Consider the following 26,438-nt stretch of genomic DNA (forward strand, 5'->3'; position numbering starts at 1 on the left):
TCTCGCAGTCAGATAAGGCCAGCCTCCAGTCTTCTCATCACCGCAGCAGCACCCGCCGCCGCACCGTCGCCGAGGAGGCCACATGCCCTACATCCGCCGCATCTCCGTCACCGCACCGGGGACCCGCAACGAGCACATCGTCGCGGTCCAGCACTCCGTCCGCGCCACCGGCCCCCTGCACTCCGAGCCCGTCGGCTCCATCGTCGGGCGCATCGACAGCGGGGCGGTCTTCCGCTCCCACAACGATCGCACCGGAGCCGAGGCCCAGGTGATCACCCGGCGCTCCGGCGCCGGCCGCCGGTACATCGCGACGACGTCCAACGGCGTCGAGTCCGACAACCTGCTCTCGCTGCCGAGGTACTGATCATGGCCGACGACCAGACCGGCCCCGAGCCGACGTACCCCGCTCCCCAGCCGGATCAGCTCGCTCCCGAGCGGGGACGGCGCGCTCTCCCGACCGACGACAAGGATCACCCGGCGGAGAGCACAGCCCCCGCTCCGGAGGGCCTCGCCCCGAAGCCTGACGTCCCCGCCGCGGAGCACGGCACCACCTCCGCGCTCGCCGGTCCGCAGCGACGGGGGGTGGCACCCGCCCTTCCCCGGGTCCTGCCGGTGGTGACGGCGGCCGGCGGCCTCCTGATCGGGATCGTCCTCGGGCTCTGGGTCCTGCCGGCGATCGGCTCCGCCGTCGGCTCGGTCGGGCCGACCGCCATCGAGACAGCTCTCGAGACGTGCGATATCTCGCCCGGCGGGTACTTCGCACTCGGTGACGACGGCACGAGCCTCTCGATGCAGACGGAGGGCGCGGAGAGCCCCGGAGCTGATCTCGCGGACGTCGCCTGCGTTCTCACCGAGGTCGACGTGCCCGACAGCGTCCTGACGCGCATCGACAGCACCCGTGCCCTCGACGGCAGGCAGGAGGCGTCCTGGGACGACCTCGACGCCTCCTGGGGCTACCACCCCGACGACGGACTCGATCTCGTCCTCGAGCGCCACCGCGACTGACCCGCACGACCCTGAACGGAGACCCTCATGTCCACCACTTCTCAGAAGTCCTTCCTCACCGCCTGGCTGCTCGCCCTGCTTCTCGGCGGCCTCGGCGCCGACCGCTTCTACCTCGGCAAGCCCGGCACCGCGATCCTCAAGCTGATCACCTTCGGCGGACTCGGGATCTGGGTGCTCGTCGACCTGATCCTCCTGCTGACCGGGGCCACCCGGGACGGGCGGGGCAGGCCGCTCGAGGGCTACTCCCGCGCGAAGGTCCCGGCGATCGCCGTGACCGCGGGCCTCCTCGCGCTGTCGGTCGTCGTCGGCGCGGTGTCCGGCTCGCGGGATCCGGCACCGGAGCGCCCGGCCGCCTCCGCCGAGGCCGCCTCCTCCGCCGAGCCGGAGCCGGCCGAGTCGGCGCCCGCGGCATCCGAGGCCGAGGCCTCTCCGGAGCCCGCGCCGGCCCGGACGGCGCAGCCCGAGCCCGAGCCCGTGGTCGACGAGACCGCGGAGACCGCCGCGTGGGCGACCGACGAGTTCGGCACCTTCGCCTCCGTCACCGAATCGGGAACGGGGGACAGCGTCGTGACGCTGCCCGCCGGCGCGACCGCAGGAGTGGTCACTGCCGAGTACTCGGGCGAGGGCAACTTCGCGGTGCAGATCATCGACGCGCAGAACGCCTCGACCGGGGAGCTGCTGGTCAACACCATCGGCTCCTACTCGGGAGTGACCGTCTACGGCTTCAATTCCTTCGGCACCGGCGCCTCCGCCCAGATCACCGCGAGCGGCCCGTGGACGCTGCGCTTCGACCCCGTCTCGGCGAGTCCGGCACTCGCTCCGAGCGGCACAGGGGACGCCGTGTTCCTCTACTCCGGCGACGCCTCCCGACTCACCGCCTCGCACCAGGGCACGGCGAACTTCGTGGTGCAGGAGGAGACCGGCGGTTTCGGCTTCGGGCTGCTCGTGAACGAGATCGGGGCCTACTCGGGCACCGTCCCGCTCAGCGCAGGCCCCTCCGTGGTCTCCGTGACCGCGGACGGCTCGTGGACGCTGGCCCTCGGATGACCCGCGAGGAGGAGGGAGCCGTACCCTCCGACGCCGACGGTGTCTCCGGTTCGTGGCAGTCTGACGGACACCTGTCGAACACTCCCGGGGGAGCCCTCATGCCGAACAACCCGACCGTCGACGAGCCCGCCGAGGATGACGAGGCGGCTCGGGCCGACCTCGCGGAGGAGACGGGCAAGCTGCGCGAGTTCTTGTCGAGCCTGACCGCGGACGACCTGAAGTCCGGCAACTGGTTCGAGAAACTGCTCGCCCAGTCACTGAAGACCTACACCGAGAAGGTCGATGCGGAGTACTTCCGGCGGAAGTACGAGGGCGTCCCGGCGGACGGGATCGTCGACCGGCGCATCAAGACGGCGGCGAACTATGCGGCGCTCGAGGGTGGCCTGTCCGCCGGCGCCTACACCGCGGCGATCATCACGACCCTCGGCAGTCTCGGAGGAGCGAGCCCGCTCACACTCCCGGCTGCAGGCGTCACCGTCATGGTCGACATCGCCTTTCTCACCCAGCTGCAGGTCCGCCTGGCCTGGGACGTCTCCGTCCTCTACGGGATCCGACTGGATCCCTCGGACCCCGAGGATCTGTGGAAGCTCATCCGGGTCGCCTTCACCATCAAGGGCGGAGAGGTCGTCAGAGAGGGAGTGCTGAAGGCGGCACCGGCGTTGATCCGACCCTTCGTGAAGCGGTTCTACTCCGGCCCCGCCCTCGCGGCGGCCAAAGGTCTTCCGGTTGTCGGGAAATATCTCCTGCAGCGCAACGTCGTCAAGATCGCCATTCCGGCAGCCGGAGTACCGCTCGCGATCGGCATCAATCGCTGGACGACGGTCCTCGTGGGTCGCCACGCCCAGACCGTGTTCCGCAACGAGGCTCGGGTGATCGAGATCGCGACGGGGCTGAGCCGGCGGACGCGTCACCCGCAGCTCATGCTCTGGACGGCCTGGCTCGTCATCAACGCGGACAAGCGGATCTCGGACGACGAGATCCTCCTGATGCGGCACCTGATCGCCCTGGTGCGGGAGACGCACGAGGTGGTCGACGAGCGGCTCGCCCGCGTCGTCGACGTCGACCCGGAGGACGTCTGGGAACGGATGGCTTCGGAGGACGGGGACCTCTCGGACGTGCTCGACGCGGCTCATCGAGTGGCGGCCGTGGACGGCGACGTGAACGCGGCGGAGAAGGCCGTCCTCGCCGAGATCACCAGCCGCGCACACCGCGCCTGACGGCTCCGCATCACTCGGCCCCGACCTCCACGGCCTCCCTCCCTCTTCTCGAAAGGCATCACCATGACCACTGCGACCGGCGACTTCCATGCCCGCGCCTCCGTGCAGTCGGGGCTGGATCACCTGGCACACCGGCTGAACGACATCCTCACCCGCAAGCTGGCTCACGTCCTCGGAACTCTCGAGTGGCCCACCGTTCTGCGCGAGCTCGACCGGGCGAAGGGATATCCGGAGCGCACCTACGACTCCGCGGATCTGCAGGCTCAGCTCCGCATGCTGACCGAGCGCCTCGGCGGGCTCAAGTACCCGTTCGACGATCCGTCCACCCGGGTCGTCTCGACGCTGGGGAGCGAGCTGAGGATCGTCCGCAACCGTTGGGCGCACAACGACGACTTCACCGGCCTCGATGCCTGGCGGACGCAGGACTTCGTCGTCCGCCTCCTCGAGCAGTTCGACGACGGTGAGGGTCTGCCGGCCGCCCGCGAGCTGCGCGAGGCCGCCATGCTCGCCGTCGTCCAGGAGTACGGCATCGTGCCGACGGCCGCTCCCTCCGGAGTGGCGGAGGAGGAGAAGCCGGCCGGGGAGGCGCCTGCCGGGAAGGAGGAGGACGTCGTCCCCGATCAGGCCGTCCTCGTGCGTGAGGACGCGGCCGCCACTCCGACCATCGGTGCGTCCCGCACGGAGTTCGAGCCGTGGACCGTGGTGTCCGTCGGCGACGTCGCCGTCCTCGACGAGCTGCCGAAGAAGGCGGCCAAGGAGAAGGTGCGCGCGGTCGTCGCCGAGATCACCGCGTTCGAGGGGCCGATCGAGCTCGAGCGGCTCGCGACGCTCGTCGGCCGTTCATTCGGTCTGCAGCGGGTCCACTCGGCGCGGATCGAGAAGATCCGGCGGCAGATCAAGGCGTCGGAGGTGGTGATCGACCGCGAGCGCTTCGTGTGGCCGCCGGAATTGGATCCGGAGACGTGGTCGGAGTTCCGGCCGAACACGAGCGGCGCGGATCGTCCGCTCCTCCAGATCAGTCCTCGCGAGATCGCCAATGCGGCCGAGTTCCTCCTCCGGACGGACCCGCAGCTGGACCGCGCGACCCTCGAGAGTCGGCTCCTGCAGACCTTCGGCCGCCGCCGGCGGACGGCCGCCTTCACCGCCCACCTCGCGAAGGGCATCGCCCGGCTGCCGAAGGGCTAGCCGGCGGCGGATCGACCAGCCCTCGGCGCCGACTCAGCCATCGATCTCCACCTCCGCAGGCCGCACCGCGTGCACCGCATCCACGAGGAACCGCGCCGGCCGCGCACGCGGCAGCACCGCGCTGACCTCCTGGAGCGCCTGGTCGGCGGGGATCCCGAGGTGCCGGACGCTGTACGCGGCTCCGACGGAGGGCGTCCGGCTCCGCCCCTCGAAGCAGTGCACGAGCACGGTCAGGCCCTCGGCGCGGTAGGCGGCGATGGAGTCGGCTGCATCCGCGAGCACGCCGGCCGGATCGGCGTTGCTGCCGTCCTGGTCGACCAGCCAGACCGCGGTCCGCTCGCCGATGAAGGCCGGCACCTGCTCGCGGCCCACACGGCACAGGGAGACGACGGCGTCGACGCGCGGGCCGGTGCCGTCCTCGGCGAGGGTGTCCAGGGCGGTCAGGTCCCCGAGGAGCACGCCGTCGTCGTGCGGGTGGACGACGAGCGTGGCGGGCAGGCCGCTCACCGGCCAGCGCGCGGCGGCCGGCCAGCCGTTCTCGCCCGCGACGCCTCGGCGGGTGGCGAGCACGGCGCTGCGCACCAGGTCGTCAAAGGTCAGCCCGGGCCAGCCGTGCAGGTGCCGGAGCCACGCGGAGGGAACAGCGGAGCGTCCCCAGCGGGCGCCGGCGAGCGACCCGGTGATCGCCGCGACCGTGTCCGTGTCGTTGCCGCTGCGGACGGCCAGCTCGATCGCCTCCTGGAGGGTCGTGCTGTGCGTGAGGGCGCACCAGGCGGCCTGGATCGCCGCGACGACCCAGCCGTTGCTCCCGGGGATGTCCTTCGGGTGCGCGGTCCGCTCGGCGACGTCGAAGCGCTCCGACCACAGCGTCCGCCGCTCCTCGGGCAGCGCGGTGATGCCACTGCGGACGTTGAAGGCGCCCTCGAGGATCGCGTGGCGGATCGCGAGCGACCACAGCACGCACGCGTCTCCGGCGTCGTCCTCGAAGTGCGTCAGGTCGCTCAGCCGACGGGCGGCGGCCGCGAGGGTCGCGTCGTCCGCGTGCAGCAGGCCGAGCGCGACCGGGCCGGTGCGCATGAGCGAGCCGTTCCCGGCCGAGCGTCCGGTGGACCGGTGCACCTGCTCCGCCGTGGCGCGCAGCTCGGACTCGCTCGCCCCGGGGGCCGTGGACAGCACGCGGCGGATCTGGATGCCGACGTCCTTCGCGGTCCCGGCCCAGGTCCGCCACTGCCTGCCGATGCGGTGCAGCGTCTCGGGATCGTCAAGGGAGGCACCGGCCGCGAGCTCCTCGAGGATCGGGATCGCCATGCTCGTGTCGTCGGTCCACTCGCCCAGATCCCAGCCGCCGCCCGCGTGCAGCCGGACGGGGACGCCGTCGGCGAGCGGCGGGTGGAACTCGTACGGTGCGCCCAGTGCGTCGGCGGCCGCGGAGGCGACGATCGCGCCGACCGCCCGGTCCGTCTGCATCGACGTCAGCGACGTCCGGTGTGCGGTCATGAGACTCCCCGTTCCGGTTAGCGCGTATCTGCGCTAACTCCATGACACCGAAGTTAGCGCACTTCTGCTTCAATTACCAGATGGCAACCGCAGAGCTGACCGATCATCCGCGACCGTCCGTCGCCGTGGACGCCGCGGTACTCACAGTGCCTCCCGGCGGCCCGCTCTCGATCGTCCTCATCGAGGACGGGTACGGCCGTCGCCTCCCCGGCACCTTCGTCCACGAGCGGGAGCGCCTCGACGACGCCGTTCGACGCGGACTGCGGACGAAGACGGGCATCGAGGGCGTCGAGCTGCGCCAGCTGCACGTCTTCGACGCTCCGGAGCGGGACGACCGCGGCTGGGTGATGTCGGTGGCGTACCTCGCGGTCGCGCCCTGGGAGGCGACGCAGGCGTCGGGCCTCGCCGTGCCCGTCGCCGAGAAGGGACCTCTCGCCTTCGACCACGACGAGATCGTCGCGCGCGCGCTGCTCACCATCGGGGAGGAGTACCGGAACCGCCCCGACCCGTACCGCCTCGTCGCCGAGCCGTTCACCATGCGACAGCTGCACGACCTGCACGAGCAGGTCGCCGGCGAGCCGCTGATGCGGGACAGCTTCCGCCGGGCGATGCTGCCGTTCCTCCACGAGACGGGCGAGCTGGCGTCGGGGGCTGTGGGGAAGCCGGCGAAGCGGTTCGTGCGGGCTCGGTAGTCGTCCGAGCGGGCGTCGACGAGCTGCAGCATGTCGGTGGGCGCCGAAATGATGCGGGCATGCGGACGATCCCGAAGCCCTCCGAGCTCCTGTCGACGCGGCGGCCGTTGATAGCCGAGGAGGCGCGCTTCGCCGAGATGGTGCGTGGGTGGGCAACGGCCAGCAGGCTGCCCTCCGGGCCGGTGACGACCATCGCGACCGACGGCGCCTTCAGCAGACGGGCGGGGGCGGGAGCTTCGCCTGGGTCTCGGAGGGCGGCTCGTTCGGGGCGGAGCGCGCCGTAAGCGGATCGAGCTTCCATGCCGAGCTGATCGCCATCGACGAGGCGATCCGCGCGCAGCCGCAATTCAGCCGACTCCGGCTCCTGGTCGACTGCAGGCAGGCTCTCGAGGCCGTCACTCTCGTCCTGGCGTAGCCGCCCGCGCGCCGGGAGCGGACGGATGCGGTCGAACGCAGGCTCGTATCCATCGCGAACGCGGGTGCGAAACGCGAGGTCGAACTGGAGTGGGTGCCCGGCCACAGCGGTCACCCGCTGAACGACGCCGCCGACCGGATCGCTGTCCTTTTCAGGCGCAGCGAAACCTGGGGGACCGAGAGCGACGTCGCCACGGATCTCGCCGCATCGATCGCGCGAGGGGCTGCCGCGCTATTCTCGCCGCAGGGCTCGTCAACGACCGACGAGAGCGATGAACCGACTGAGCGTCGCCACTCCCGCCGGCGTCGACGGCAGCCCCTCCAGGAGCTCGGGCGAGTAGAGCAGGAAAGAGGCCCACTGAGCGCGCGAGATCGCGACGTTGAGCCGATTCTTCTGGATCAGGAACTCCATGCCACGTGGCACATCGGTCGCCGATGAGGCTGCGAGGGTGACGATCGAGACGACCGCCTCCTGGCCCTGGAACTTGTCCACGGTGCCGACCCGCACCTCGGGAAGCCCCGCCGCATCGAGTGACGCTCGCACGGTGTCGACCTGTGCGTTGTAAGGCGTGACGACGATGAAGTCGGCTTGAGCCAAAACGGAGTAGCCGCGCCCCGCCGCCTCGTCGTGCCAGGAAGCACCGAGATGCTGCAGCACGAGCTGCACGACGAGTTCGGCCTCCTCGGAGGAAGACGTCGAATTGCCGGTGTGAGTTACGGGCCGTGCGTGCAGCCCCGGTTCTATCCCGGTCAGTGACCGTTCCGCCGTGGAGGGATGGGAGCGCAGCTTCCCGTCGTAGGAGAGAGCGGACACGGGAGCCGCGACAGCAGGATGCATCCGCCGGCTCTCGGAGAGGAAGTAGCCGAGCTCGGGCGGAAGGACATCGTGCCGAGCGCTGATCCAGCCGAGCGCCGACTGATCGACCGGCTCCGGGTGGATGCCCTGGCTCACCTGCGGCAGCTGCTGAGGGTCGCCGAGCAGCAGCAGATTGCGGGCACCGACCGCGGCGGCGACCGTGAAGGCCAGGGAGAACTGTCCCGCCTCGTCGACGACGAGGAGATCAAGACTGCGGCGTGGGATTCTCCGGGTGTTGGCGAAGTCCCAGGCGGTCCCGCCGATGACATGACCGTCAGGGTTCTCTGACGCGAATGGGAGGAAGCCGCTCTTGTCCAGGCTCCGATAGACCTCGCTGTCACCTCCTGAGGCCTTCTTGCCCACTTGGCGCCCGGGTACTCCAGCACTGACGACGGCGGTGAGGAGGTTGTCCACCACCTTGTGTGATTGAGCGACGACACCGACCTTCCAGCCGTGCTCGAGAACCAGAGCCGCGATCACCCGCGATCCGAGGTAGGTCTTCCCGGTTCCGGGAGGGCCTTGAACAGCCAGGTAGGAGTCGTCGAGATCGAGGACAGTCGCTGTTACGGCAGCGATCATGTCGCCACGCTCGAGGGCGAGGACGGAGGAACGAGTGCGAGGAGGAACGCGCCGGAGGAGGTCCGTGACGGGGTCCCGTGGCCACCTCGGGTGAAGATCCGCGAGGCTCTGCGCCCATTCCGCGATCGCCGGCTGCTGGTCGAGCGCGGGCGGAGGTTTTGCCGGAGTTAGAGCGAGAGGAAGATCGTCGAACTTGTCGACGAACCGAGGCTGCGTTTCCTCGATCTCGACGAACGCGCCGTCGTACGCGGTCACGACTTCGACGGGATGAGCGTGACGTTGGTCTTCACGATCTTTCGGCCCCGAGATCGACGCGCCGAAGTCGTAGACAGCAAGGGGCTTCACGGTGTCGTGCACGTCGAGGGTGCCCCCGGCCGCAAGCTCTCCATGCAGTTGGAGAAGACGGCGATCTATCCTCTGCCGGTCGCCCCGATGCCAATCACGGATGATGTCCACCCGCTCGGCGCGAAGCACGCCTTTCTGGTCGTCCCATTCGTCGATCGGGTGGCCGAGGCGCCAGAAGTGCTCCCACCAGAAACTCTTCGCCTCTCGGGCGTGGAAGTCGAGTGTCGCCGCAGCGAACGCGATCGCCGTCTGATCGTCGGTGCGATGGGGATCCAATGGGTCCCCTGCCAGAGCGAGAAGTTCTGCGTGCAGGCCCACGTCTGTCTCCTCTCCCTTCGGATCCTCCTCCACGGCGCTCGCACGCGGACCCACACCCGCTTCCTTCGCCAGATCGAGCAGCCACCGGTGCAGTCGCAGCGTCGATACGCAGTCGTATCGGTTGTAGTCGGCGATCGCTCCCTGCTTGGCCTCGCCCTGGGCGATGCGAGTGGCGGTCGCTCCGGGATCGTCGGGATCGGCGCTCTGAATGAGATCCCGTGCAGCCGCGTATTCGGCGATGGATGCGGCCGCGTCCGTGACGTCTCCGTCCCGCAGCTCATCGCCCATGTAGAGGGGTTCGAGCTTCTTGATGGAGTAGGACGGCGAGCCGATTCGGATGCCGCGGCGGACGATCGGGTACAGGTCGACGAGGATACCGTCGCGCAACATCTGGTCGACCTGCTCGACCCCGACCCCGTGACGAGCGGCCAGTGACGCCAGGTGCGTCCGCTCGTAGGACGCGTAGTGGTAGATGTGCATAGCGGGATCACGCCGCTGCCGCTCGGCGACGTCAGCGAGAAAGGCGCGAAGTGCTCCACGCTCCTCGGCGAAGGAGTGCGCCCAGTGCGCAGTGAAGGTCTCGTCTCGGTCGACGTAGCCGAACAGGTAGTCCAGTCCCCATCGGGCCCCTCCGCCCTCGGAGTACAGGGGGTCGCCCTCGAAGTCGAAGTAGATGTCACCGGGGGAGGGCTCGGGCAGGGCGCCGAAGGCGTCGGGGGTGTGCACCTCCACAGGAGGGACGCCACCAGCAGCCGTGGTCTGGAGCAATGCCTGGCTGCGCAGCTTCGCCAGAGTGTCTGTTCCGATCCCGTTCACATCATGGGTCGAGGACGCCAGCTCGTCGATCGTGGTGATGCCGGCACTCCGCAACCGCTCCCGCTGGAGAACCCGGAGCCCCGCGACCAGAAGGACATCGCGGCTCGCCTCTATTTCGTTCGTGCAGTGGGCGCACTGCCCGCAGATCGTGTAGCGCGGGTCGCTCCACTGGACCGGCGTCGACTCGACCAGGTGCTCGCTCACGATCGTCTCGAGCCGCGCTCGACGCCTCCGGTAGACGGGCAGGACGTCCGCGAGCTGGTGAGTGCTCGTCGTTCCGTCGCCCAGCAGAAGGTCGACCGCGTCGTCGACCGGGACTCCGAGCCGCTCGAGCTGGTCCGCGTAAGCGGCCAGCTGGAGGAGCGCCGTCACTTTCGCGGAGCGGGCCAGCTTCGTGTCCTGAACCCGGTAACGGCCGTCGGGGCGCCGGATGATGAAGTCGGCGAAGCCGATGAAGGCCTCATCGGCGAACGTTCCTTGAAAGACCACGTCCGCCTGGTTCGCGAAGGCTCCGCGTGTCACCTCGACCGCTGTGCGGACAGCTGCCGGATCCCGCACATCGGGCTTCGGCACCTCCACGACTCCGCCCCCGAAATCGACTCGGTACTTCCTCAAGGTCCGGTCCTCGTGCTGGTCCCCGAGCGCGGAGGTCCGCTCGTTCATCTCATCGCGCTCAACAGGCAAAGGTTCGAGGTGCCCGATCTTCTCGTCGAGCCGGCGGAGGAACGCGAACTCGCAGGTCGAGGCGCTGCTGAGGTCGCTGGGGCTGAGCACGGCCACGCCGTCGCGAAGGAACACGAATCGTCACTTTCCTCGACACCATCGCCGACAGGAGGACCGGATTGCTGACGGAACCAGAATAAGCTTTCCAGAGTGTCGTCGGGCGCCACCGAGCTGCGACTCCCGGTCCAGTGATTCGGCGGTCGGCAGGGTTCGATCCTAAGCGCTGACGTACCAAGCCTGAACGTGTCGATCTGCCCGAAGAGTCACGTAGGTGTTGCGCCTGAAGGAACTGGGCTGAATGTAGTGGAGGAAGAGATGCGAACTTCAAAGATGCGGGTCGGCGAAAAATTGAGCATGAGATTCATTCCGAGTGCCACTGTGAAGCCGTTGACATTCGTCGCCGAGACCGACAGTTTGGAGCGTGCAACGACGCTCATGAATCTGAACGACTTCTCCCAGTTGCCTGTCGTTCGCGGGAAAGGCCGCCCGGTCGGGGTGATCAGTTGGCATACAATCGGGCAGACCCTTTTCTCCAACCCGGACGCTTCCTTGAAAGACTGTATGGAGGAAGCTCGGGAAGTGTTGCTCGACAGCGATCTGCTCGACGCGATCCCAATGGTCAATGCCAATGGTTATGTCTTGGTGACGGACTCGAGAGGATTTCTCTCCGGCATCGTGACAAGCGCGGATCTCGGGCAGGCGCTTTCGGATATAGCAAACCCATTCCTCCTCGTAGAGCGATGCGAGATGTCGTTACGAAAAATCGTCGACGAGTTGCTCGACTCGAGGCTTCTCTCTGAGAAGGAGTTGCTTGAGTCCCTTCCGTCATCCGCGTCGAAGGAGTTCAAAGGATCATCGGATCTAACTTTCGGCGAACTTAGTAGAATTGTGACTAGTCCGGTTGCTTGGAAAAGTTTCGGCGCTCGTATGGATCGCAAGGAGGTCAGTAATTCCCTTGACCGTATAGCGAGGTTGAGGAATATACTTATGCATTTCAGAGAGCGGGATGATGAATTCGGCAGGGCGCAAATCGAGTTGCCGAAGATGGCGCAGATACTCTCCATCCTTTCTTCCTCGATCACGGCGTGAAAGCGCGGCACCGACGCGACCCGGTCGATGACACGTCAAGCAGATACCTCGTCCGGCAGACTCTCGGATGGCGATCGAACCTCGACTGATGTGGCACGATCAACCCATGCCCGGCTCACTGCACGCCTATGTCGTCGAAGGAACCCGTCTCCGAGTGGATGTGGTCTCGGATCAGGGGGCGACTCTCTCCCTTGCGGGGGAATTCACCGATCTCGAGCCGGTGACGGAGAGCGGTGGCGTTCTCGAGAGCAATCCTGCACTGCGCAGCAACATGTGGGCGTACGCCAAGACCTGGTATCGCGCCCGCATGACGTCCAATGCCGAGGCTCTCGCGTATTCGGATCCGGCCGAGCAGAAGGCCGCTCTCCGGCAGGTGGAGCAGGAGCGGCGGACCGCACAGAAAGTGGCCGAGACGTACGCGAAGACGGCGCAGTGGATCGCGGACGTCGCAGACGATGTCTCGCTGCTGGACGTCCAGCACGGATGGTGCTCGTCGTGCTTCTTCAACACCGAGCACCGGAAGTCCAACCGTCCCGCGGGGCAGCTTCCGGTGTACGTCTGCCAGGGCTGCGGATCCGCGACGCTCCCGTGCGTGGCTGTCGGCTGCGGCAACATGGCGGTGCGCGAGCGCGGCGCTCTGCGCGTCCCCCAGTTCTGCGCCGAGCACAAGCACGAGATCCCGGGCTTCGAGAAGGCCCAGGGGAGCTTCGGCGAGCTGCACGACTACGAGGCCTTCCTCGAGTACGAGAAGCCCGACCTCGACGCGACCTCGAAGATCATCGTTGGCGGCATCGCTGTCCTCGCGATGGCGGCGCCGGTCGCTCTCCTCGCCGCTCCCGCCATCGGCGGCGCGATCGGCTCGCTCGGCGTCTTCGGCGGATTCACCGGCGCAGCGGCGAGCTCACACGGACTCGCGCTGCTCGGCGGCGGCACCCTCGCAGCGGGCGGGCTCGGCATGGCCGGCGGCACGGCGGTCGTGACGGCCGTCGGAGCGGCGGTGGGAGGTGTCCTCGGGGCATCGGTCGCGAACGCCTACCTGAGCGAGGACAAGTCGTTCCAGATCGAGCTGCTCCGTCCGGGAACGGGCGGCGTCCCCGTGGTCGTCGCTAACGGGTTCCTCACGGACGGTGAGGGAGACCGATGGGGCAAGTGGAAGTCGATCGTCGACTCCCGCTACCCGGACTCGCCCGTCTACCGCGTCCGATGGGGGTCGAAGGAGTTGCGGGATCTGACGGATCTCGCCCTGGGCGCAGCAGGCAAGGGCGTCGCCATGGGGCTGCTCAGAGGAGCGGCGGCGCTCGGGCACAAGGCGGGGGCGAAGCTTCTCGGAGGCGTCGCCGGGCCGGCGATGATCGCCTCGGACCTCGCGAGGAACCCCTGGCACGTCGCGAAGAACCGCGCCGACAAGACCGGCGTGATCATCGGTGATCTCCTTGCACGCACGAACGCGAAGTCGTACGTGCTCATCGGTCACAGTCTGGGAGCGAGGGCGATGGTCGTCGCCGCGCAGTCCATGGGCACGAAGCCCGGAGGGCCGCGGATCCAGGCCGCACATCTCCTCGGCACCGCGATCGGTGCGAAGAGCAACTGGGACTCGTTGACCGCCTCGGTCGACGAAGCGGTCTACGGCTACCACTCCCGCAACGACGCGATCCTCAAGTTCGTCTACCGGACGGCTCAGGCCGGTGAGACGGCAGCTGGTCTGGTGGGCTTCATCCCAGCGTCCAGCAAGCTGCAGAACATCGACGTCTCGGATCGTGTCCAGACGCACTTCGAGTATCAGGACAACGTCGAGCTCCACGACGCCGTCTGAGCGGTGCCGGGCGGGAGGTCGGTGACCTCTCGCCCGCGATCAGTCGATCCGCTGGTCCTTCGTCCATTCGCGCAGGAGTCGCCGACGACTGCCGGCTCGGCCGTTCGGCCCTCGAGCGACGAGCGCTGTCCGAGCTAGCGCCCTTCCCCACCCAGCCGCTCACTCATCCCCGCGACCTCCTGCCACGCTCCGGTCGCCCGTTCCTCCGCCGTCGTTTCCCGCAGCAGCGCGATGAGCCGCTCCCGCAGCCGCAGCTCCGCCTCGGTCATCGCGCTCTCGTGCCCCCGCGCGAGGAGGTACGAGTGGGCGTCCGTCGCGAAGGCGGCCAGGGCGTCGAGGAAGATCTCGAGGACGCGGGCGGCCTCGCCGACGCGGGACGGATTGTGGGGCACCGGCAGCATCGGCACGAGCCGCAGCCTTCCCTGCCAGAGGCGCTCGTCGAGTGGATCGGCGAAGAGGGTGAGGGCGGTCGCGAGCGTTCCTGAGGCGGAGGAGGGGAACGCGCGGCGGACGTCGTGGACGATCTCGTGGAAGTGGTCGTCGGTGAGGCCGAAGCCGACGAAGAGCAGGTGCCGGGTCGCGAGGGTGGCCTTCACGATCGAGGAGAGGGCGCGGCGGGAGGAGTCGAAGCCGAGGTAGTCGTCGCGGGTGAGGACGATCGAGGACGGGTCGTCGACGGTGCCGTGGAGCTTGAGCAGCCAGCGCTCGTGGTCGCCCTCGTGGTCGCCGGGGATGACGGCGCGGGGGACGCCCGCGTCCTCGGACGCCGTCTCGAAGAGGCGGTCGTAGTTGAGCGTGATGGCCTGCTCGGAGTCGATCGCGGTGAGGAGCGCCGGGGCGAGACCGTACCGCTCGAGGGAGCCGATCTCACGGGCGACGGCCTCGGCGAACCGTCCGGGCTGCTCCTCGTCGAAGAGCGTCGCGAGATAGGACGCCTGGTCGAGCACGTTCTTCCCGCTGAGGACCGCGGACGTCTCGGAGTCGAGCCCGATCTCGCGACCGAGCTCCTCGAGCAGTCCGTCCCAGGAGGGGCCGCCGGCGCTGACGCTGGTCCCGGCGCCGAGGAAGGGCACGAGCCGGCGGCGCCGGGCGCGCTCGGCGAGGCTCTGCGCCTCCTCGAGGGCCGGAGCCTCCAGCTCGGGCCAGGACGTCGCGGGATCGAGTCGCCGCCTGGACTGGGCGAAGGCGTGGACGTCGGCGCGGAGGGTGACGATCGCGATGTCGACCTGGAACGCCTCGGCGGCCTCCCGCAGCACGCGGAGCTGCTGGGCGAGCACGGCGTCGCGGAGGGGCCCGGACCCGCCGCCCGCCGTCGCGAAGAGCGGCACGGCCAGGAGCGGCAGCGGCCGCCTCGTGCGCCGATCCCTCGTCGCCGTCCGCGCGGCGACCTCGACGAAGGCCCGGAGGCGGCGGGCGATGTCGGCGAGTCCTTCGCTGTCCTCGGCGTCGTGCACGGCGCGATCGGGGACGGCGGTGAGGACGGGAGTGGGCTCGCCGTCGCGCGGCGCGAGCGGCAGTGCCGCCTGTCGGCCGTCCGAGAACTCCGGAGTCAGCGCGGCGCGTGCGCGATCCTCCAGCTGCGGCACCCCGCGCCAGAAGTCCGTGAACGAGAGGAAGCGGTCCGTCGGCAGGAGCCACGCGTCGCAGGCGAAGTGGAGGAGGCTTCCGCGGGTGACGAAGAGATGAGGTCGAGGCACGGCCTCTTCCTATCAGCATCGCTCAGTCGCCCGGGAGGGCTCGTTCTCCGCGTCGAGAACGAGCCTTCTCGGGCGACTCGGTGCAGCGGGCCGGGAGTCACGCGAGCATCCGATGCCGACGTGACGCCGGCGTCAGCGCCCGAGCACTCCCGCGTACACCGCCAGGTACTCGTCGACCATCCGGTCCACCGCGAAGCGGCGGCGCGCCGTCTCCCGGACGGACGCGCGGTCGAGGAGTCCGACCCGTTCGACCGCGGCGACCGCCTCCGACAGGGAGCCCACCGCGTACCCGGTGACGCCCCCGTCGATGATCTCGGCCATGGATCCGCGGCGGTACGCGATCACCGGCGTCCCGCACGCCATCGCCTCGACGACGGAGAGGCCGAACGGCTCGTCGAAGCCGATCGGATGCAGGAGCGCGAGCGCTCCGCCGAGCACGAGGGCACGCTCCTCCGGCCCGACCGAGCCGCGGTAGACGACGCGCGTCCCGTCGACGAGCGGCTCGACCTCCTCGCGCCAGTAGCGCTCGTCCTGCACGATGCCGCAGAGGAGGAGTCGGCGCCCGGCCGCGGCGGCGATCCGGACCGCCTCCGCCGTGCCCTTGTCGGGGTGGATCCGGCCGAGGATCACGAGGTCCTCGCCTCCGGATCCGGCGGGGAAGCCGTCCACGTCGATCCCGTGGTGCACCGTCGCCGCGTAGTCGAGCTCGGGGGAGCGGTCGCTGTCCGAGATCGACACCAGGTGCGCGGTGCGCGGGTGCCGCAGCGCCTCGCGGTAGGCGGGCAGGATCTCGGGCCCCGAGAAGCCGTGCACCGTCGTCACGAGTGGCACGGGCCACTGCGCCGCGAGGGCGAGCGGCAGCCAGTCGAGGTGGTTGTACACCAGGTCGAACTCGCCGGCGCGGTCGAGGACCGCCGCGATGTGCAGCGCCTCCCAGACGCGGCCGTCGCGGCCCGACTCGGCGTAGCCCGTCGGCGCGACCGACTCGAGCGCGGCCGTCGTCACGGAGTCGCCGGTCGCGAAGAGCGTCACGTCGACTCCGCGGCGGACCAGGCCCTCGGTCAGGAGGCTCGCGACCTGCTCCCACGGCCCGTAGTGGCGCGGCGGCGTGCGCCACGCGATCGGTGCGAGCATCGCGATCCGCAGCCCGGCCGCCGGGTCCCCGGGTCCTGCGGTCATCGGGCGGCGACGGCCGAAGGGGCCGCCGGGACGCTCGGCCGCGTCGGCTGCAGGCCGGCCCGCCGCACGACGAGCGAGGTGTGCAGGGCGGCGATCGTCGACTCCGCGCCACGGTTCTCGTTGCGCCCCTGCGGCTCCAGCCCGTCGTACCCGGCTCCGGAGAGCGGATCGACCATCACGGTCGCGGAGTCGTTGACCCCGTGGAACCAGGCCCAGCAGGAGGCGAGGCCCTCGCGCCAGAGCGGATCCTCGTCGAGCGTCAGGGCGCGGGCGCACGCGGCGGCGATGGCGGCGACCTCGATCGGCTGCTGGTCGAAGAGCACTCCGAGCTCGTCCGGCCCGCGGCCGGCCACGCCCGTCACCGAGAGGCGGCCGTCGCGCGATTCGAGGCCCAGCAGGAAGGCGAGGGCGGCGAACCCGCGCGCGAGCAGCGGCGGATCCTGCAGCGCCTCGCCGGCCGCCAGGAGCGCCTCGGGGACGCAGCCGTTGGCGTAGCGCAGGCGCGCCTCCGGCCAGGGCCAGGCCTGATCCGTGCAGGAGAGGAGCATCGGCGCGGCGTCGTGCAGCAGCTGGACCGCGACCAGCGAGTGCGGGCGGACGGCGACGACCTCGACCGCGCCGAGCACCGCGAACGTCATGGCGCGCAGGTCCGGCGAGCGCTCCTCCGCGAGGTGGAGGAAGAGCCGCATCGCGCGGCGGCGGGTCAGCGGCAGCTCGGCGTGCGCGGCCACCACCCCGGCCGCCCAGAGGCTGCGGCCCCACCAGTCGCCGAGCGAGGAGGCGTCGGCCCACTCGCCGTCGGGCGACAGCCGGTTGTGCACGGTGCCGTCCGGCTCCGCGGCCGCCTCGAGGAAGCGGAGGTACTGCTCCGTGAGGCGACGGGTCCGGAACGTCTGCTCCGGCTCCTGCGCCACCACGATCAGGGCGCGCGAGACGTCGTCGACGCAGTAGCCATGCTCGGGCCGGGGCGCGTCGAGCAGCGCGTGCTCGTGCAGTCCGCGCTCGTCGGTGAGGGCGTCGAGGTGCTCGTAGGGGAGTGCCGTCGCGAGGGCGGGCCCCGCGGTCACGCCGCGTGCTCGATGCGGAGGCGCTCGACGAGATCGAGGTAGAGGCCGGCGGCCGCGGGCCAGGAGAGGGCGGCCGGAGCGGCTGCGGGGGCGGAGTCGGCGAGCACCTCGCGCAGCGCCGCGGCTATCGCGGCGGGGTCCTCGTGCGCGACCGTGCGGCCGCGGCCGTTCCCTAGCAGCTCGAGAGCGTGGGGGAACTCCGTCGCGACGACGCGTCGTCCGGCGGCCAGCGCCTCGACGAGCACTCCGGAGGTGACCTGGTTGCGGGAGTCGTAGGGCAGCAGGACGGCGTCGGCGTCGGCGACCGCCGCGGCGAGCTGGGAGGGATTCAAATAGCGGCCGTCGAGCACGACCCGGTCCTCGAGCCGCAGCTCGGCGATCAGGTCGGCCAGCGACTCCCGGTAGGCCTCGCCGGCGTGCGCGACGACCTTGGGGTGTGTCTGCCCGTAGACGGTGTAGCGGGCGGAGACGCCGGCGTCGCGCAGGTCGGCCATCGCGCGGATCCCCCACTCGACGCCCTTGCCCGGGCCGATCAGGCCCCAGGTGATGATCTGCGGATCCGCGGCGGCGGCGGGGCGGGCGGCCGCGTTCCAGACGGGGACGCCGTGCGCGATGACGACGACGCGCGACGCGTCCACGTCGTACCGGCGCTCGAGGATCTCGGCCGCGACGGCCGTCATCACCACGACCGCGTCGGCGAGGGAGGCGACCCGCTCCAGCACGAGGCGCTGCGAGGGGGTCGGCGTCTCCAGCACCGTGTGCAGGACCACGATCACGGGCACGGCCAGCCGCTCCATCAGGGCGATCACCTCGTCGCCGTCGGGTCCGCCCTAGATGCCGTACTCGTGCTGGATGATCGCGACGTCGCAGGAGTCGAGCTCGGCGGCCGCGCGCGCGGTGCTCGCCGGGTCGCCCGCGACGAGCTCGGCCACGACGCTCGTGCCGGGCGTCGATCCGGGCACGGCGAGCTCGTCCATCACGCGGACGGTGCGGATGCCGGCGCCGTGGTCGTCGGCCAGTGCTCCGCCGAGGGCCTCGGTGAAGGTCGCGAGCCCGCACCGCGTGGGCGGGAAGGTCGACAGCAGTCCGACGGTGGTGCCGGATCGCCGGTGCGCGAGGGGGAAGGGGGACTCCATGCTGACTCCAGCCGCGGGGAGGCGGAGCCTTCCCGGGGAGGGCGGTCCGCGAACGGGCGAGACGACTGCCGGGCGGCACCCCTCGCGGGATCCGTGTCGGATCCGGTCCACGGCCGGAGGACCGGGCATGAGTAGCGTCACCATAGTGGGGGTGGATGACGATCCGGGGTCGCCCGCGGCGAGGCTTCGCCCACCGGCCATCAGGGCGCGGGCTTCGGCGAACGGGGGCGGCGGCCTCGATGACGGCCACCAGGAATACGGCCGCGGCGGCGTCGACGTCGACGCAGCGGCGGATCAGCAGGCCGGCGTCGCGAGTGGCGTCCTCGCGTCCGCGCCCGGCGGGGAGGGCCTACTCGAGGAGGAAGGCGCGCCCGTTGATCAGCAGGGTGTCGCCGTCGGTCGCGGCGAGAACGCCGAACTCGTCGACGGAGCGGGTGGAGTCCCCGGCGGTGTCCGAGGTCGCGGCGACAGCGGGAGTGGCTGCGGCGGCGGTGAGGAGGAGCCCGCAGGCGAGTGCGGTGATCACGGTCGTGCGGTTCATCGGCGTCGTCCTTGGCGTCGTGGTGGGCCGCTTCTCGTGGAGGCGGCGGGAACTGGTTCCGAGCCTAGGGCGCTGAGCCCGTCAACGCCCTGGGTCGTTCCTTGGGTTCAGCTATGAAGTACCGTGCAGCCATGCCCTGGGGACGCCTCTACTTCGCCGTGCAGGCCCTCGGCGGCGCGGCCTGGTGGGTCGCCGTGGCGCTCGTCCCCGCGGTGCGGATCGCGACGCTCGGCAGCCTCGATCCCGTCCCTGTCGCGGCACTCGACCTCCCGCTGTTCGTCGGCGCCTCCGCTCTGGCCGCCACGGGCATCCGCTGGGCGGCCGTCACCGCGACGGCCTGGACGCTCCTCGGCGCGGTCGCCCTGGCCGTCTGGGCCACCCTGACGGGGGAGGCGGGCTGGGGCGTCGTCGCGATGATCGCCGCGGCGGGCGGCTCCGTCGTCCCGGCGTGCCTGCTCCTGCTCGGCCGGGTGCCCACGCGCTGGATCGCCTCCGGTCCCTTCTCCTTCCGGGTCGCGACCGCGGGCCGCCGACCCGGATCGCACCTCGCCGCGACCCTCGGGCAGATCGCGGTGTTCTGGGGTGGCGCGCTGGTCGTCGTCCCGCTGGTGATCGCCGCGCTGGAGGAGCGCTGGGGCGTGGGCCTCGGAGCGGCGCCGCCCGCGGTCGTCGGCGTCGGCGTCCTGCTGCTGGTCGCGGCGAGCGCGCTCGGGATCTGGTCGGGGCTCACGATGTCGCTCCTCGGCGACGGCACGCCGCTGCCGATCGCGATGACCAACCGGCTGGTGATCGCCGGCCCCTACCGCTGGGTCCGCAACCCGATGGCGGTCGCCGGCATCGTGCAGGGAGCGGCGGTCGGGCTGCTGCTCTCGTCGTGGCTGGTCGTGCTGTACGCGCTCCTCGGCGCCGTCGTCTGGAACCAGGCCGTGCGCCCGCTGGAGGAGGCGGACCTCGCCGCCCGCTTCGGAGCCGACTTCGAGCGCTACCGCTCGCGCGTCCGCTGCTGGGTGCCCCGCCGCCCGGAGCCGCTGCCGCGCCGGGGGTAGCCGCTGCCGCGGTGCGCTCGCCGAGGCGTTCCGCCCCCGCCGGGACACCGCCGCCAGGCCGGCGTCTCGTCGACGAGGGCTGTGTCTCGAGGCGCGGTCCGCTCCTCCGCCCCGACAACGCGCCTCTCGGGACGGCGACGCGCCTCGCCCGCCGACCACGTCACTCCGCGGTGCGCCCGCGCCCCACCACCGCGGCGACCAGCCCCGCCGACACCGCGGCCAGCGCGACCAGCACCCCGCCCACGCCGAGCAGTCCCGCCACAAGCGGAGTCGCCAGCGCCAGCGCGACACCGGGGAGCGCCAGGCGCGCGGGCATCGGCTGGTGCTCGCCGAGCGGCGCGTGCACCGCCCACAGGGTCAGGACGAAGGCCGCGACCGGGACCGCGACGGCCGCGCCGATCACGGTGTCGGACGCCTCGAGGTGGCCCGCGGTCGCGGCGACGGCCGCCTCCAGCCCGGATCCCAGCGCTGCGAGGGCCGCGAACGCCGCGAAGTGCGCGTAGCCCCAGCGGTAGGAGAGGGCGCGCCGCCGCTCCAGCAGCTCGCCGGAGGGATGCGAGAACGACAGCCACCACAGCGCGAAGACGATCACCAGCCCGCAGGCCGCGACCAGCACGAGCGAGGTGCTGACGCCCGCCTCCGTCACCGCCCGCTGCACGCCCATCACCGCCGCGAGGACGCCCTCGCCGAGCAGGATGATCGTGAACAGCCCGTACCGCTCGGCGACGTGGTGCGGATGCCAGTTCGCGTCGCCCGCCCGCTGCGCCCAGAGGGGCACGGCCAGCTCGCAGGCGACCAGGAGCAGGAAGCTCACCACCCCGACCTCCTCGGGCAGGAGCAGCCGCAGCAGCCAGCCGACCTGCACTATCGAGAAGCCGACGGCGTTGCGCACGGCGGAGGTGCGGTGCTCCGGAGTGGACACGGCGACGCGGATCCACTGGCTCACCAGCGCGAACCGCATGATCGCGTAGCCGATGGTGATCGCCCGGTAGTCGCCCTCCTCGAAGCCGGCCGGGACGCCGGCCGCGAGCACGAGGACGCCGCCCATCTGGGCGAGGGTCAGCAGCCGGTAGGGCACGTCGTCGGTGTCGTACCCGGAGGCGAACCAGGTGAAGTTCATCCACGCCCACCAGATCGCGAAGAACACCATGCCGAAGGGGAGGAGCCCCTCGGCGAGGTGCCCCTCCTCGGTGGCGTGGGCGAGCTGCTGGGCGATCTGCGCGATCGCGACGACGAAGGTCAGGTCGACGAGCAGCTCGAGCGGACTCGAGACGCGGTGCGCCTCGTCGATCGCGCGCGGCTGCATCCGCACGCGGAGGGGGTGCGCGGGGGAGGCGGGCATGCGCTCATCCTGCACCCGGAGGGCCGCTGCGCGAGTGCCGCGCCCGCCTCCCGCGACCCTCGGCGCCCGCCCTCGCACCGAGTGTCCAGAAGTCGTCGCACTCGAGCGCGAGTGCGACGACCATCGGACACTCGCGGGCGGCCGGATCTCGCCAGGTCGGGCGCAGCCGACACCGCGAGCACGCAGAAGTCGCGGTACTCGCGCTCCCGTACGGCCACTTCCGAGTTCTCGTGCGCCCCGGGCGACACCCGGCGGCCCCGCGCCCGCGCCCCGCGCCGGCCCGCGCAGGACCCCCGCCTACGATGGGTCGGGATGTCCCCCGAATCCGCGCTCGCCGCCCCGACCCGCGCGTCCCCGGGCGCCCGGCGGTCGCGGCGCGGGCCGCTCCTCGGGCTCGCCCTGGTCGCCGTCCTCGTGGCGACGCGCCTGCTGGCCCCGGACGCGGCGGGCGACGCCCTCTCGGACGCGGTGCGCGACTTCCTCACCCTCTCGATCAGCGTCGTCATCGAGTCGCTGCCGTTCGTCTTCCTCGGCATCGTCCTCTCGATCGCGGTGCAGCTGTGGGTGCCCGAGGCCGTGCTGCTGAGGATCCTGCCGAAGCGGGCGCTCCCGCGGCGGCTCGTGATCTCGCTGCTCGGCGTGCTCCTCCCGGTCTGCGAGTGCGGCAACGTGCCGCTCGCGCGCGGGCTGATCGTCAAGGGCCTCTCGGTGTCGGAGTCGATGACGTTCCTCCTGGCCGCGCCGATCGTGAATCCGATCACCATCGTCACGACCTACCAGGCCTTCGGCTGGGCCGACGGGATCCTCGTCTGGCGCATCGTCGGCGGCTTCGCGATCGCGAACCTCGTCGGCTGGATCTTCAGCCGCCACTCCGAGCCGATGAGCCTGCTCACCGACCGCTTCCGCGCTGCCTGCGAGGCGGGCGAGCGGCCCTCCCGCTCCCTCCGCGACCGCTCCCGGCGCAGCGTGCTGCTGTTCGCCGAGGAGACCGGGGCGATGATGCCGGCGCTGTTCGTCGGCGCCGCCATCGCGGGGCTGATCCAGGTCGGCGTCTCGCGCGACGTGCTGACCACGCTCGGCGGCGACCCGCTCTGGTCGGTGCTGGCGCTGATGGTGCTCGCGTTCGTCATCTCGATCTGCTCGAACGTCGACGCGTTCTTCGTGCTCTCGTTCGGCTCCACGTTCCTGCCGGGAGGCATCATCGCGTTCCTCGTCTTCGGCCCGATGATCGACGTCAAGATGCTCGCGCTGCTGCGCACCACGTTCTCGGCCGCGACGCTGGTGCGCGTCACCGTGCTGGTCGCCCTCGCCGCCGCCGTGCTGGGACTGGCGGTGAACTATGCGCTCTGAGCGCCTCCTCGCCCGCTGGAAGGGCGTCGTCCTCAGCCTGATCGGCGTCGTCTCGACCCTGTGGCTCGCGGCGACCGGCCGGCTCGGCCTCTACATCCACCCCCGCTACTTCGAGTTCTCGGTGGTGCTCGCGGTGATCGCCGGAGTGCTGCTGATCGCGGCCTTCGCGGTGGTGCCGCGAGCGGAGGAGGACGAGCACGAGCACGAGGACGACGTCGAGCACCTCCACGCCCCCGTGCCCGCCCGCCCCTGGCGCCGGGTGGTCGCGGTCGCGGCCGGAGTCGCGGTGATCGCCTCCGCCTCCGTCGCCCTGCTCGTGCTCCCGCCGGCCGCCCTCACCGCCTCGACCGCGACGCAGCGCGAGGTCAACACGAGCGCCGTCGACGCCTCCGTGACCGCCGCGGCGCCCACCGGCGACACGGCCTCGTTCAGCGTGCGCGACTGGGCGACCCTGCTGCGTCAGGGCGCGAGCGAGCAGTTCCTCGCCGGCCGCACGGCGACGGTGAGCGGATTCGTGACGCCCGACGCCTCCGACCCCGAGAACGTCTTCTACATCGCCCGCTTCGTCGTCACCTGCTGCGCGGTGGACGCGCAGCCGGTGGGCGTGCCGGTCTACCAGGCCGGCTGGGCCGACACCTGGTCGGAGGGGCAGTGGCTGGAGGCGAGCGGCGGCTTCGGCGCGAACCCGAGCGTCACCAGCGCCGAGGCGGTCGTGCTGGAGCCGGAGGCGCTCACTCCGATCGACGAGCCGGCGATGCCGTATGTCTACTGAGCGCGGCGCGAATCCTGAGCGCGGCGCGTCTCCGGAGCGCCGCACGTCGGCGCAGAGCGGGCGACGGGCCGAAGGCGGCGCGCGGCGGGCTCCCGGCCTCGACTCCGCAGGCGCCTCCCGCTTCCCCCGCCTGTTCTGGGCGGTCGTCGCGGTGCTCGTCCTCGCGGTCGGAGGCCTGACCGCCGCCACCGTCGCGAAGGGGCCCCGGGTCGCCTCCCTCGAGGTCAGCACCGACGGCGTGGTCGAGCGCGACGGATCCCGCGCCCGCCTGCACCTCGACCAGGCGCTCGAGCCCGACGCGCTCGACCGCGTCCGCGTCGCTCCGGACGCCCCGCACACCGCCGAGCTCGACGGCGGCGTGCTCACCGTCACCTTCACCGACACCCTCCGCTACGCCACCCGCTACGAGATCGGGATCGACGACGCCCGCAGCGCCGCGACCGGCTCGGCCGCCGACGTCTCCGCCTCCTTCACCACGAAGGACCCCGACCTCTTCACCCTCGACCGCACCGCCGACGACCCCTCGCAGCCCGACGCCGTCCGCGTCCGCCCGCTCTCCGGAGGCGACGCCCGGGTCCTCGTCACGGCCGACCGGATCCAGGACTACGCCGTCGTCGGCCCGGTGCTGGTCGTCGTGACCATCGGGCCGGACGACACGAACCTCCTCCGCACGGTCACGCTCGACACCGGCTCCGAGGGCGTGATCCCGCTCCCCGGCCCCGGGACCGTGAGCGAGCTGCACTCCTCGCCCGAGAAGGGCGTGCTCGGCTGGACCTTCACCGGGCAGGCGCCGTCGGGCCCGCTCGACCGCGCCCTCTACTCCTACGACCTCACCGACCAGAAGGCCGAGGCGGTCCCCGTGCTCGGGATCGACGGCGGGCCGCTGCGGGCGCGCGACTGGATGTTCGTGCCCGGCACCACCTCGGTCGTCACCCACTCGCTCGACGACACGGTGCTCCTGCTCGACCTGCTGACGCCAGGCTCGATCAGCCCGCTCGGGCAGCACGCGGAGCTGCGCGGATTCGTGCCCGGCGCGAACCGGCTCGTGGTCGCCGATCCGGAGTCGGGCTCGCTGATCGACCTGGCCGACGGCTCGGTCGAGACGCTCGCCCTCCCCCCGGCCGACGTGAGCGCGACCGCGTCGCCCGTGCAGATCCGGCTCCTCGACTCCGGGAGCTACGTCGAGCTCGAGGCCGAGTACGCGCCGGAGACGGGGGCGACCCAGTACTCCGTCGTCCGCGTCGACGCGTCCGGCACCGCGGAGGTGTTCCGCACCTCGCCGACAGGCCGCATCCGCGGCGTCTGCCTCTCGCCGAACGGGCAGTACCTCGCCGTCGAGACCGTCTCGGTCGAGGGCCGGCCGGACGACTACCCGGGCGAGCCGGGCTTCAGCGCGACCTCGACCGTGCTCGTCGACCTCGGCACCGGCGACACCGCGCGCAGCGTCAACGGACGCTCGCGCGACTGGTGCGCGTAGGGGGCCGGTCTGACGACCGGCTCGTCGACCTGACTGATTGCTGGCGGCTCGGAAGTACCGGATCGTTCAGCAGATCATCGAGAACGACCAGCGCGCCGAGCTGAGCGTCGCGGACCGCACCGCCGCGTGGGCGCAGCTCGCGTTCGAGGGCGTGTCCGCTGCAGCGATCGCCAAGCGCACCGGCACCAAGACCGACGCGGTTAAGAAGGGGCTTGCGGTCGCGGAGTCCGCGACCGTCACGTCCGTTCTGCACGAGCACGAGCTGACCCTGGACCAGGCGGCGGTGCTGTTGGAGTTCGAGGACGACGCCGACGCCCGCGCGACCCTGATCGAGGTCGCCACCCACGACCCGGCCCAGTTCGAGCACACCGCGCAGACCCTCCGCGACGAGGCCGCGCACCAGGGGCTCCTCGCGGCGACCGCCGCCGAGTACACCGGCAACGGCTTCCAGATCCTCACCCGCTCCGACGCCTACGGCGACCAGGCGACGTGGACGCCGGTGCGGCAGCTGCGCGGCGAGGACGGGAAGAGCGTCACTCCCGAGCAGGTCGCCGCCGCTCCCGGCCGCGGAGTGCTCATCGACACCAGCTGGCGCGGCGAGGTCGAGGTCACGCTCCTGGTTCAGGACCCGACCGCCGCCGGATTCACCTACGCCTACGGAGCCCCCGAGCAGCCGCAGACCGAGGAGGAGGCCGAGGAGGAGCGTGCCGAGAAGTCCGCGGAGCGGAAGGTGCTCATCGCCAACAACAAGGCGTGGAACGCGGCCGAGAAGGTGCGCCGCGAGCGGATCGCGACGTTCCTCGCCCGCAAGACCCTCCCCAAGGACGCAGATCGCGTCATCGCTCTCGGCCTCACCGCGCACCGGTTCGCGGTGTCGTCGGGGATGAGCAACGGCAGCGATCTCGCGCACGCGCTGCTGCGCATCGAGCGCCCCTCCGGCTACCGCGCCGACGCCCTCGCAGCGCTCGTCGAGGCGAAGTCCGCGAAGGCCCGCCTGGTCGCGCTGGCCGTCGTCCTCGGAGGCCAGGAGGCGCACACGAGCAAGGAGTCCTGGCGCCGCGGCGACGAGCGCACGGCCGAGCACTTCCGCCAGCTCGCGGCCTGGGGATACGCGCTCTCCCCGGTCGAGCAGGTCGTCACCGGCGACAGCACCCCCGCCGACGCCGCAGGGCTCAGCTAGCACACCTGGCGGGGACCGGCTCGCGCCGGTCCCCGCCCCTCCTCTTCTCCCACTG

The 26,438-nt window shown here is 71.2% G+C and carries 23 protein-coding genes; 14 read left to right on the forward strand and 9 right to left on the reverse strand.

What is annotated here, in order from left to right; translation table 11 throughout:
* Positions 1–82: 82 nt before the first annotated feature.
* From C5C49_RS08380 to C5C49_RS08400, 5 genes are all read left to right on the forward strand, one after another.
* A complete protein-coding gene (locus C5C49_RS08380) occupies positions 83–364 on the forward strand; it encodes a DUF3892 domain-containing protein (RefSeq protein WP_104345916.1) in 282 nt (93 codons plus the stop codon).
* A gap of 2 nt (positions 365–366) precedes the next feature.
* Entirely contained in the window at positions 367–1,005 is a 639-nt protein-coding gene (locus C5C49_RS08385) for a hypothetical protein (protein WP_104345917.1), read from the forward strand.
* Between the two features lie 27 nt (positions 1,006–1,032).
* Positions 1,033–2,052 carry a TM2 domain-containing protein gene (locus tag C5C49_RS08390; RefSeq protein WP_104345918.1) on the forward strand — a complete coding sequence of 340 codons (1,020 nt, stop codon included), beginning with the start codon at positions 1,033–1,035 and terminating at the stop codon, positions 2,050–2,052.
* Positions 2,053–2,150: 98 nt separating this feature from the next.
* Complete coding sequence (locus tag C5C49_RS08395) at positions 2,151–3,269, forward strand: TerB family tellurite resistance protein (protein ID WP_104345919.1); 1,119 nt, start codon at positions 2,151–2,153, stop codon at positions 3,267–3,269.
* Between the two features lie 63 nt (positions 3,270–3,332).
* On the forward strand, positions 3,333–4,454 hold the full coding sequence (locus C5C49_RS08400; protein ID WP_104345920.1) for a DUF3320 domain-containing protein: 1,122 nt from the start codon (positions 3,333–3,335) through the stop codon (positions 4,452–4,454).
* A gap of 33 nt (positions 4,455–4,487) precedes the next feature.
* On the opposite strand, the gene C5C49_RS08405 is transcribed toward C5C49_RS08400, so the two are convergent.
* Positions 4,488–5,951 carry an ADP-ribosylglycohydrolase family protein gene (locus C5C49_RS08405; protein ID WP_104345921.1) on the reverse strand — a complete coding sequence of 488 codons (1,464 nt, stop codon included), beginning with the start codon at positions 5,949–5,951 and terminating at the stop codon, positions 4,488–4,490.
* Between the two features lie 80 nt (positions 5,952–6,031).
* On the opposite strand from C5C49_RS08405, the gene C5C49_RS08410 reads away from it, so the two are divergent.
* Both C5C49_RS08410 and C5C49_RS08415 read left to right on the forward strand, forming a co-directional pair.
* Positions 6,032–6,643, forward strand: coding sequence for an NUDIX hydrolase (locus C5C49_RS08410; RefSeq protein WP_104345922.1), 612 nt, complete (start codon positions 6,032–6,034; stop codon positions 6,641–6,643).
* Positions 6,644–6,791: 148 nt separating this feature from the next.
* Entirely contained in the window at positions 6,792–7,058 is a 267-nt protein-coding gene (locus tag C5C49_RS08415) for a hypothetical protein (protein WP_104345923.1), read from the forward strand.
* A 252-nt stretch (positions 7,059–7,310) separates the two neighbouring features.
* Here the strand turns inward: C5C49_RS08415 and C5C49_RS08420 are convergent, their stop codons facing one another.
* Positions 7,311–10,769, reverse strand: a complete 3,459-nt coding sequence (locus C5C49_RS08420; RefSeq protein ID WP_104345924.1) for a bifunctional RecB family nuclease/DEAD/DEAH box helicase — start codon at positions 10,767–10,769, stop codon at positions 7,311–7,313.
* Between the two features lie 168 nt (positions 10,770–10,937).
* Between C5C49_RS08420 and C5C49_RS08425 the strand changes: the two genes are divergently transcribed.
* A complete protein-coding gene (locus C5C49_RS08425; protein ID WP_146084870.1) occupies positions 10,938–11,783 on the forward strand; it encodes an HPP family protein in 846 nt (281 codons plus the stop codon).
* 307 nt (positions 11,784–12,090) lie between these two features.
* Entirely contained in the window at positions 12,091–13,596 is a 1,506-nt protein-coding gene (locus tag C5C49_RS08430; RefSeq protein WP_219814582.1) for a DUF726 domain-containing protein, read from the forward strand.
* Positions 13,597–13,730: 134 nt separating this feature from the next.
* Here the strand turns inward: C5C49_RS08430 and C5C49_RS08435 are convergent, their stop codons facing one another.
* The 6 genes from C5C49_RS08435 to C5C49_RS08455 form a co-directional block, all read right to left on the reverse strand.
* A complete protein-coding gene (locus C5C49_RS08435) occupies positions 13,731–15,293 on the reverse strand; it encodes an SIR2 family protein (protein WP_104345927.1) in 1,563 nt (520 codons plus the stop codon).
* A 132-nt stretch (positions 15,294–15,425) separates the two neighbouring features.
* A complete protein-coding gene (locus tag C5C49_RS08440) occupies positions 15,426–16,427 on the reverse strand; it encodes a glycosyltransferase family 4 protein (protein ID WP_104345947.1) in 1,002 nt (333 codons plus the stop codon).
* Between the two features lie 41 nt (positions 16,428–16,468).
* Complete coding sequence (locus C5C49_RS08445; RefSeq protein ID WP_181135739.1) at positions 16,469–17,539, reverse strand: glycosyltransferase; 1,071 nt, start codon at positions 17,537–17,539, stop codon at positions 16,469–16,471.
* A complete protein-coding gene (locus C5C49_RS08450) occupies positions 17,536–18,348 on the reverse strand; it encodes a glycosyltransferase (protein ID WP_219814583.1) in 813 nt (270 codons plus the stop codon). The genes C5C49_RS08445 and C5C49_RS08450 overlap by 4 nt, the downstream gene beginning before the upstream one ends.
* Before the next feature lie 21 nt (positions 18,349–18,369).
* Complete coding sequence (locus C5C49_RS17195; RefSeq protein WP_219814584.1) at positions 18,370–18,675, reverse strand: hypothetical protein; 306 nt, start codon at positions 18,673–18,675, stop codon at positions 18,370–18,372.
* Positions 18,676–19,024: 349 nt separating this feature from the next.
* On the reverse strand, positions 19,025–19,216 hold the full coding sequence (locus C5C49_RS08455) for a hypothetical protein (protein ID WP_104223384.1): 192 nt from the start codon (positions 19,214–19,216) through the stop codon (positions 19,025–19,027).
* Positions 19,217–19,347: 131 nt separating this feature from the next.
* On the opposite strand from C5C49_RS08455, the gene C5C49_RS08460 reads away from it, so the two are divergent.
* The gene (locus C5C49_RS08460; protein ID WP_104345928.1) at positions 19,348–20,262 is read left to right on the forward strand and encodes an isoprenylcysteine carboxylmethyltransferase family protein; all 915 of its coding nucleotides are present in this window, start codon (positions 19,348–19,350) and stop codon (positions 20,260–20,262) included.
* Between the two features lie 160 nt (positions 20,263–20,422).
* Here C5C49_RS08460 and C5C49_RS08465 read toward each other — a convergent pair whose 3' ends face one another.
* The gene (locus C5C49_RS08465) at positions 20,423–21,604 is read right to left on the reverse strand and encodes a low temperature requirement protein A (RefSeq protein ID WP_219814585.1); all 1,182 of its coding nucleotides are present in this window, start codon (positions 21,602–21,604) and stop codon (positions 20,423–20,425) included.
* A 312-nt stretch (positions 21,605–21,916) separates the two neighbouring features.
* Here C5C49_RS08465 and C5C49_RS08470 point away from each other — a divergent pair, with 312 nt between their 5' ends.
* From C5C49_RS08470 to C5C49_RS08485, 4 genes are read left to right on the forward strand one after another with little or no spacing between them, the layout of a single operon-like run.
* Positions 21,917–22,954 (forward strand): permease, encoded by a 1,038-nt coding sequence (locus C5C49_RS08470; protein WP_104223382.1) that lies wholly within the window; start codon positions 21,917–21,919, stop codon positions 22,952–22,954.
* Positions 22,944–23,726 (forward strand): TIGR03943 family putative permease subunit, encoded by a 783-nt coding sequence (locus tag C5C49_RS08475; RefSeq protein ID WP_104345929.1) that lies wholly within the window; start codon positions 22,944–22,946, stop codon positions 23,724–23,726. The genes C5C49_RS08470 and C5C49_RS08475 overlap by 11 nt, the downstream gene beginning before the upstream one ends.
* The gene (locus C5C49_RS08480; protein WP_104345930.1) at positions 23,716–25,203 is read left to right on the forward strand and encodes a hypothetical protein; all 1,488 of its coding nucleotides are present in this window, start codon (positions 23,716–23,718) and stop codon (positions 25,201–25,203) included. Before C5C49_RS08475 ends, C5C49_RS08480 begins: the two co-directional genes overlap by 11 nt.
* A gap of 37 nt (positions 25,204–25,240) precedes the next feature.
* Positions 25,241–26,383 carry a hypothetical protein gene (locus tag C5C49_RS08485; protein ID WP_104345931.1) on the forward strand — a complete coding sequence of 381 codons (1,143 nt, stop codon included), beginning with the start codon at positions 25,241–25,243 and terminating at the stop codon, positions 26,381–26,383.
* Positions 26,384–26,438: the final 55 nt, after the last annotated feature.

This window comes from Rathayibacter sp. AY1E2 (assembly GCF_002932325.1).
Taxonomy (GTDB): domain Bacteria; phylum Actinomycetota; class Actinomycetes; order Actinomycetales; family Microbacteriaceae; genus Rathayibacter.

What these genes read in the sequence shown, in the direction of transcription:
- C5C49_RS08380 (WP_104345916.1), top strand. Translation starts at nt 83, where the DNA reads ATGCCCTACATCCGCCGCATCTCCGTCACCGCACCGGGGACCCGCAAC.
- C5C49_RS08385 (WP_104345917.1), top strand. Translation starts at nt 367, where the DNA reads ATGGCCGACGACCAGACCGGCCCCGAGCCGACGTACCCCGCTCCCCAG.
- C5C49_RS08390 (WP_104345918.1), top strand. Translation starts at nt 1,033, where the DNA reads ATGTCCACCACTTCTCAGAAGTCCTTCCTCACCGCCTGGCTGCTCGCC.
- C5C49_RS08395 (WP_104345919.1), top strand. Translation starts at nt 2,151, where the DNA reads ATGCCGAACAACCCGACCGTCGACGAGCCCGCCGAGGATGACGAGGCG.
- C5C49_RS08400 (WP_104345920.1), top strand. Translation starts at nt 3,333, where the DNA reads ATGACCACTGCGACCGGCGACTTCCATGCCCGCGCCTCCGTGCAGTCG.
- C5C49_RS08405 (WP_104345921.1), bottom strand. Translation starts at nt 5,951, where the DNA reads ATGACCGCACACCGGACGTCGCTGACGTCGATGCAGACGGACCGGGCG.
- C5C49_RS08410 (WP_104345922.1), top strand. Translation starts at nt 6,032, where the DNA reads ATGGCAACCGCAGAGCTGACCGATCATCCGCGACCGTCCGTCGCCGTG.
- C5C49_RS08430 (WP_219814582.1), top strand. Translation starts at nt 12,091, where the DNA reads ATGACGTCCAATGCCGAGGCTCTCGCGTATTCGGATCCGGCCGAGCAG.
- C5C49_RS08440 (WP_104345947.1), bottom strand. Translation starts at nt 16,427, where the DNA reads ATGCTCGCACCGATCGCGTGGCGCACGCCGCCGCGCCACTACGGGCCG.
- C5C49_RS17195 (WP_219814584.1), bottom strand. Translation starts at nt 18,675, where the DNA reads ATGGAGTCCCCCTTCCCCCTCGCGCACCGGCGATCCGGCACCACCGTC.
- C5C49_RS08455 (WP_104223384.1), bottom strand. Translation starts at nt 19,216, where the DNA reads ATGAACCGCACGACCGTGATCACCGCACTCGCCTGCGGGCTCCTCCTC.
- C5C49_RS08460 (WP_104345928.1), top strand. Translation starts at nt 19,348, where the DNA reads ATGCCCTGGGGACGCCTCTACTTCGCCGTGCAGGCCCTCGGCGGCGCG.
- C5C49_RS08465 (WP_219814585.1), bottom strand. Translation starts at nt 21,604, where the DNA reads ATGCCCGCCTCCCCCGCGCACCCCCTCCGCGTGCGGATGCAGCCGCGC.
- C5C49_RS08470 (WP_104223382.1), top strand. Translation starts at nt 21,917, where the DNA reads ATGTCCCCCGAATCCGCGCTCGCCGCCCCGACCCGCGCGTCCCCGGGC.
- C5C49_RS08475 (WP_104345929.1), top strand. Translation starts at nt 22,944, where the DNA reads ATGCGCTCTGAGCGCCTCCTCGCCCGCTGGAAGGGCGTCGTCCTCAGC.
- C5C49_RS08480 (WP_104345930.1), top strand. Translation starts at nt 23,716, where the DNA reads ATGTCTACTGAGCGCGGCGCGAATCCTGAGCGCGGCGCGTCTCCGGAG.